The 6,429-nt window shown below is 69.1% G+C and carries 6 protein-coding genes; 3 read left to right on the forward strand and 3 right to left on the reverse strand.

All coding sequences use genetic code 11. The features are described from left to right. Window positions 1-6 precede the first annotated feature (6 nt). The 3 genes from VGV06_08095 (at window position 7) to VGV06_08105 (ending at window position 3,916) form a co-directional block, all read left to right on the forward strand. On the forward strand, window positions 7-1,029 hold the full coding sequence (locus VGV06_08095) for an LLM class flavin-dependent oxidoreductase (GenBank protein ID HEV2055118.1): 1,023 nt from the start codon (window positions 7-9) through the stop codon (window positions 1,027-1,029). Between the two features lie 86 nt (window positions 1,030-1,115). Then, window positions 1,116-3,410, forward strand: a complete 2,295-nt coding sequence (locus VGV06_08100) for a xanthine dehydrogenase family protein molybdopterin-binding subunit (protein ID HEV2055119.1) — start codon at window positions 1,116-1,118, stop codon at window positions 3,408-3,410. Next, complete coding sequence (locus VGV06_08105) at window positions 3,407-3,916, forward strand: nitroreductase family protein (protein ID HEV2055120.1); 510 nt, start codon at window positions 3,407-3,409, stop codon at window positions 3,914-3,916. The genes VGV06_08100 and VGV06_08105 overlap by 4 nt, the downstream gene beginning before the upstream one ends. On the opposite strand, the gene VGV06_08110 is transcribed toward VGV06_08105, so the two are convergent. The 3 genes from VGV06_08110 to VGV06_08120 form a co-directional block, all read right to left on the reverse strand. After that, entirely contained in the window at window positions 3,917-4,921 is a 1,005-nt protein-coding gene (locus tag VGV06_08110) for an ABC transporter substrate-binding protein (protein HEV2055121.1), read from the reverse strand. 73 nt (window positions 4,922-4,994) lie between these two features. Further along, a complete protein-coding gene (locus VGV06_08115) occupies window positions 4,995-5,810 on the reverse strand; it encodes a methyltransferase domain-containing protein (protein ID HEV2055122.1) in 816 nt (271 codons plus the stop codon). A gap of 3 nt (window positions 5,811-5,813) precedes the next feature. Next, window positions 5,814-6,429, reverse strand: a 616-nt coding sequence (locus tag VGV06_08120; protein HEV2055123.1) for a CinA family protein, incomplete at its 5' end; no start/stop codon positions are given.

Genomic DNA, 6,429 nt, shown 5'->3' on the forward strand with positions numbered 1-6,429 from the left:
GGCCGCATGAAGATCGGCATCTTTCTGACCAACCAGAACCCTGTGGGAAGCGACATGGTCTCGGCCCTGGAAGACCACTACCTGATGACCCGTCTCGCGCGGGACCGCGGCTGGGACGCGGTCGCCACCGGCCAGCACTACCTGAGCGAAGGCATGAGCCAGCTCCAGCTCATTCCGTTCCTGGCGCGCCTGGCCGCGGAGGCGGGGGACATGATGGGGGTCGCCGGCATCCTGCTGCTGGGTCTCCACAATCCAGTGGAGGTGGCGGAGTGCATGGCGTCGCTCGACGTCATCTGGCGCGGCAACTTCGTGTTCGGCATCGGGCTGGGCTACCGCGACGTCGAGTTCGACGCCTTCAAGGTGCCGCCGGGCCAGCGCGTGCGCCGCTTCGTGCAGTGCCTGGAAGTCGTGAAGCGCCTGTGGACCGAGGACAAAGTGACGGTGGAGAACGACGTCTGCACGCTGTCGGGCGTCACGCTGACGTGCCGCCCGGTGCAGAAGCCCCACCCGCCCATCTGGATCGCCGCGAACAGCGACAGCGCGATCCGGCGGGCGGCGCACATCGGGGATACGTGGTTCGTGAACCCGCACGCCACCATGGCCACCATCAAGCGGCAGATGGCGCTCTATCGCGCCGAGCGCGAGAAGGCCGGCCAGCCCTTCCCGAAGGTGCTCCCGCTCATCAAGGAGATCTTCTGCGCCAAGGACACGCCGACCGCGATCGCGATGGCCGGCCCCTATCTCGCCAACAAGTACAAGGCCTACGCCTCCTGGGGCCAGGACGCCGTGATGCCCAGCGGCGAGACCTTCCAGCAGCCCTTCGAGTCCCTGCTCCGCGACCGCTTCGTGCTCGGCAGCCCGGAGGAGTGCTACGAGCAGCTCCGCCCGTGCTGGGAAGAGGCGGGAGCCAACTACCTCTTCTTCCGGACGCACTGGAGCGGCATGCCCGTGGCGCCGGCTCTGGCCAGCATGCGCTTGATCAGCGACGAGCTGCTGCCGGCGCTGCGCCGGATCAAGGCCGAGGGCTAGGCCCGCTGTCTTTCCTCCACTCCCGCAGCCGTTCCGCGCGGCAGGGCTTCGGCAAGCCGCTGCGCCGCCGCGAAGACCCGCGCCTGCTGGCGGGCCGGGGCCGCTACAGTGACGACTTCAACCTTCCGGGTCAGGGCTACGCCCATTTCGTCCGCTCTCCGCACGCTCACGCGCTCATCCGCCGGATCGACGTGGCGCAAGCCCTCGCGGTGGCTGGCGTGGTCGCGGTGCTGACGGGTCAGGACGCTATTGCCGATGGCCTGCGGCCGATCCCGCACAAGCCGGTTCCGACCAACCCGAACGAGTTCCCGCTCGGAGGCGGTGACGGAACGCCGGTCTTCGTCGCCCCACATCCGCCGCTGCCGTCCGACCGCGCGCGCTTCGTGGGGGAGGCCGTCGCCATCGTCGTCGCCGAGACCGCCGCCGTGGCGGCGGACGGCGCGGAGCGCGTCGTGGTGGACTACGAGGCGCTCCCTTCAGTGACGGCGACCCGCGACGCGGCCGAGGCCGGCGCGCCGGTGCTCTGGGAGGAAGCCGGCTCGAACGTGTGTGTCGACTCGATCGCAGGCGACGCACGCGCCGCCGACGCCGCCTTCGCCGGCGCCGCGCACGTCGTCAGGCTCGACACCTGGGTGCCGCGCATCACCGGCGTGCCGATGGAGCCGCGCGCGGCGCTGGGCGTCTACGAGGAGACGACCGGGCGCTACACGCTCTTCGCCGGCTCCGGCGGCGTGGTGCGCCACAAGAATGATCTCGCGGAAATTCTCGGCGTCTCGGAGACGGCTGTGCGCGTGGTGGCGCAAGACGTGGGCGGAAACTTCGGGACGCGGAACAGCTTCTATCCGGAGTTCGCGCTGGTCGCGTGGGCCGCGAAGCGCCTGCGGCGGCCCGTGAAATGGACGTGCACGCGCCGGGAGGCCTTTCTCACGGACTACCAGGGCCGCGATCTCGTGTCCGGCATGGAGCTGGCTCTCGACGCCGAGGGCGGCTTTCTTGCGCTGCGGGGCGTGAACACGAGCAATGTCGGCGCGCACGCCGTCACGTTCGTGCCGCTCAACAAGGGGCGGGAGCTTTCGACCAGCGTCTATCGCGTGCCGGCCGCCGCCGTGCGCGGGCGCGCGGTGCTCAGCAACACATCGCCGCTCGGGGCCTATCGCAGCGCGGGCCGGCCGCAGGTCATGTACGTCATGGAGCGGCTCATCGACCTCGCCGCCCGCCGTCACGGGTTCGACCGCCTGGAGCTGCGACGGCGCAACCTGGTGCCGCCCGGGGCGATGCCGTACACGAATCCCTTCGGCATCGTCTACGACAGCGGCGAGTACGCGGCGGCGCAGGATCGCGCCGTGGCGCTCAGCGACTGGGCCGGGTTCGAGGCGCGTCGCCTCGAGGCCCGGCGGCGGGGCCGGTACCGCGGCATCGGGATCGCCAACTACATCGAGATCGCGACGGGCGCGCCGCGCGAGCGCGCGGAGATCACCGTGCGTCCGGAAGGCGTGATCGACGTCGTGATCGGCACGCTGTCCGCCGGCCAGGGCCACGAGACGAGCTTCGCCCAGCTCATCGTGGAATGGCTCGGCGTGGAGCCGGACCAGGTGCGCCTCATCACCGGCGACACCGATCTCGTGGCCGTCGGCGGCGGCTCACATTCGGGGCGCTCCATGCGCCTGGGCGGCGTGGTGATGGCCAAGGCCTCAGACGAGATCGTCGACAAAGGTAGGCGTATCGCCGCGTGGCTGCTCGAGGCCGCTGAGGTGGACATCGAGTTCTCCGAACGCCGCTTCACGGTCAAGGGCACCGACCGCTCGGTCGACCTGTTCGCGGTAGCGGCCGCGGCCGTGCGGGGCGACGCGCCGGAAGTATTGCGGGGACCGCTCGAGGCGGCATGCGACGAGACGATGTCCACCCCGTCTTTTCCCTATGGCTGCGCAGTCTGCGAAGTGGAGGTGGACCCGGACACCGGCGTGGTCGAGGTGGTCCGCTACACGTCGGTCGACGACGTCGGCCGCGCCATCAACCCGATGATCGTGCATGGCCAGACCCACGGCGGAATCGCCCAGGGCGTCGGGCAGGCGCTGTGGGAGCTTTGCGACTATGACGCCGAGACCGGCCAGATGCGCTCGGCGTCCTTCATGGACTACGCGATGCCGCGAGCCGATATGCTGCCCGCCTTCACGACGGAGATCAGCGAGGTGCCGTCGACATCCAACCCGCTTGGGTTGAGGGGCGGGGGCGAAGGCGGGACGACACCGGCACCTGCCGCCGTGGTCAACGCGATCGTGGACGCGCTCGCCCATCTGGGCGTGGAGCACATCGAGATGCCGGCGACGCCGGAGCGCGTGTGGGAGGCCATCCGGGCGGCTGCTAAGGGGAGTATTAAATGATGGACGTCTTCGACGGTATCCGCACGCTGCTGGCCGTTCGCCGCTACCTGGATCGGCTCGTGCCCGAGCTGGTCATCCGCAAGATCCTCGAGGCGGGGCGCCTGACTGGAAGCGCGATGAATCTCCAGCCCTGGCACTTCATCGTGATCCGGGACCGGGAGAGGCTCCGCCGGCTGGGAGCGCTGGCACCCTCCGGGCCGTATGTCGCCGAGGCGCCGCTGGCTATCGTGGTCGCGGTCGAGAGGACCGGGTACGCCGTGTCAGACGCGAGCCGGGCGATTCACTCGATGCTGCTGACGGCGTGGTCGGAAGGAGTCGGCTCGAACTGGGTCGGCTTCGGCGGCCTGGAAAAGGTCAATTCCCTGCTGGGGATTCCGGCCGCGCTCGACGTGCTGGCTATCCTGCCATTCGGCTATCCCGCCGACAGGATCGGGCGAGGCAAGAAGAACCGCAAGCCCCTCCGGGCCATTGCCCACGGCGAGCGGTACGGCCAGCCCTTCGAATAGTCACCGGATCACTTCGTCGGCCCGCACGAGCAGCAACTGGGGAATCGTCAGCCCCATCGCCTTGGCGGTCTGGAGGTTTACCACCAGCTCGAACTTCCTGGGCTGCTCGATGGGCAAGTCGGCCGGCTTGGCCCCTCTCAGGATCTTGTCCACGTAAACGGCGAGGCGCCGCGGCACCTCCCGCTCGTCCTCTCCGTACGCGATGAGGCCGCCATCGAGGGCATAGGTCCTGTGCGAGTAGATCGCCGGCAGCCGGTGTCGAATAGCAAGGTCCAGGATTTTCCGCCGGTGAGTCCATGTGATGACCACGTAGGTTACATCGAGCGCGCCGAAGCCCTCCCGGAGGATAGCGGTGAAGGCTTTGTCGATGTCGTCAGGACCTTGCAGGCGCCAGAACCGAAGGTGAACGCCCAACGCTTGGGCTAAGGCCTCGTAGGCGTTCTCGTAACTGTCTATGCGGGGGGCGGCGGCAGAGGGAGGCACTCGCGTGAGGACCGCTACCTTGGAAACCCTGGGCGCCACCTCCTTCAGCAGTTGCAGGTGCTTGCCGACAACTTCCGGTCCCTGATCGTCGGACAGCCCCGTGATGTTCCCACCCGGACGAGCGAGGCTAGCCACGAGCCCGATGCCGACCGGGTCGGTGGTGCCCCAGGTCACAATGGGGATCGTCGCGGTCGCTCGCTTGGCGGCCAAGGCCGCCGGACCTCCGCGTGCCACGAACAAATCCAACTTGAGGCGGACCAGCTCGGCGGCCAATTCGGGGAGCCGATCATAGTTCCCCTCCGCGTAGCGCCGCTCGAACACGAGGTTCTGCCCCTCGGCCCACCCACGCTCTCGCAGCGCGTCACGCAGGGGTGCCCAGACAGAGATGTCCTGCTCGGGCCCTCCCGGGCTCAGGAAGCCGATCCGGTAGATCTTTCCCGTCTCCTGCGCCTCGGTGGCCAGCGGCGCGGAAAGCAGGCCGAGGCCGAGACCGACAATCATGATGAGCCGTGGAACTTTCATGCCAGCCCCCAGTCAAATTGAGATGGCTCAGAATAGCTCAGGAAGGTCGCCAAGGTGACCTCGCGGGCCTTGCCTACTGCCGCTCGAAGACCGCCTGGATCATGACGACCCGGCCGTCGTCGCGGTTGCGCTGGCCGGCGCGCGTGATGTCGTCGATCGCGTCGCCCATCACGATGCGCGCGATGCTGTGAGCCGGGACGGCGGCCCCGGTGCTGGGGCCGGCCAGCTCGGCGGTGACGTCTTCCCAGGCAAGCGCGCGAAACCCCGCCGCCTCGATCAGCGCGCGCATCTCCGCCGGCGCGCGCAGGAAGCTGGTCGTCGCGTCCCGGGCCCACATCAGGGGAAAGATCGGCGGCTGCGTCGGGCCGGCCATCGGCTCCTGCATAACGAGGAGACCGCCGGGGAGCAGGAGGCGGGCAAAGCCGGCATAGAGCCGCTCCTTGGCGGCGATGTTCATCCCGCTGTTCTGCGTCCACAGGACGTCGAAGGTCTCCGCGCCCACGTCCAGCGCCAGCGCGTCACCGACGCGGTGGGACACCCGGTCGGCAAGGCCGAGGCGGGCCGTGAGCCACTGGCCGGTCCGAACGTACGACTCCGTCAGATCGACCACGGAGACGAAGCAGCCGTGCTCGACCGCCAGCGTGCGCGCCGGACCACCGAACCCGCCGCCCACGTCGAGCACGCGCATGCCGGGCTTGAGCCGGGCAAGGCGGGCGAGCCGGTCGGTCGAGGCCTTGCCGCCGCCGTGAAACTGATCCACGGGCGCCAGGTCGTCGATGGTCAGCGCGTTGAGGTTCTTGCCGACTCCGGCGAGCGCCGCGTCGATGGCGCGCTCCAGATCGCTGCGTCCCCAGTACGCATTGGTTTGCCGCGCATCGCTCGCGAACACGGTTCACACCTTCTCGAAGTCGGTGCGCTCGTAGACGGGCAGGCCCTGCAGATGTCGGCGCAGGCAGTCCAGCCCCAGTTCCACCGCGCCCAGCCGCACCCACTCGCGGCCGCCGAGAATGCGGCTGCGCCGCGACGCCACCTCCCGCTCCGTGGCTATCGCCAGGCAGATGGTGCCGCCGAACTCGATACGGTCCGCGCCCTGGTCGAGATCGATCAGGACAGCCAGCGCATGCGTCGCGGAGGTGTGGCGGCGGGCGGCCCGCGCCACGGCCTCGGCCGTCTGCTGCGTGAACTCGCCCTCCGGGGCGGCGCCCCCGAGACCCACGGCCGCGCAGACCTCGGCGAGGTCGCGGGCCACGATGCCGCGACGGAAAATCGATTCCGCCCCGGGGAGATGGGCGATGCGGGCGGCGATCTGGCCGCTCGTAAACATCTCCACGATAGAGAGCGACGCCTGACGAGCCGTGAGCTCTGCCAGCACGACGCCTTCCAGCGTCTGGTCATCTTCACCCAGGATGAAATTGCCGAGCCGCTTGCGTATCTCTTGTTCCACGGGCTCGAGCTTGCGTCGGATATCGTCCAGGTCGGCACCGCGAGCTGTCAGCTTGGTCTCGAGC

The sequence above is a fragment of the Candidatus Methylomirabilota bacterium genome (assembly GCA_035936835.1).
GTDB lineage: Bacteria > Methylomirabilota > Methylomirabilia > Rokubacteriales > CSP1-6 > AR37.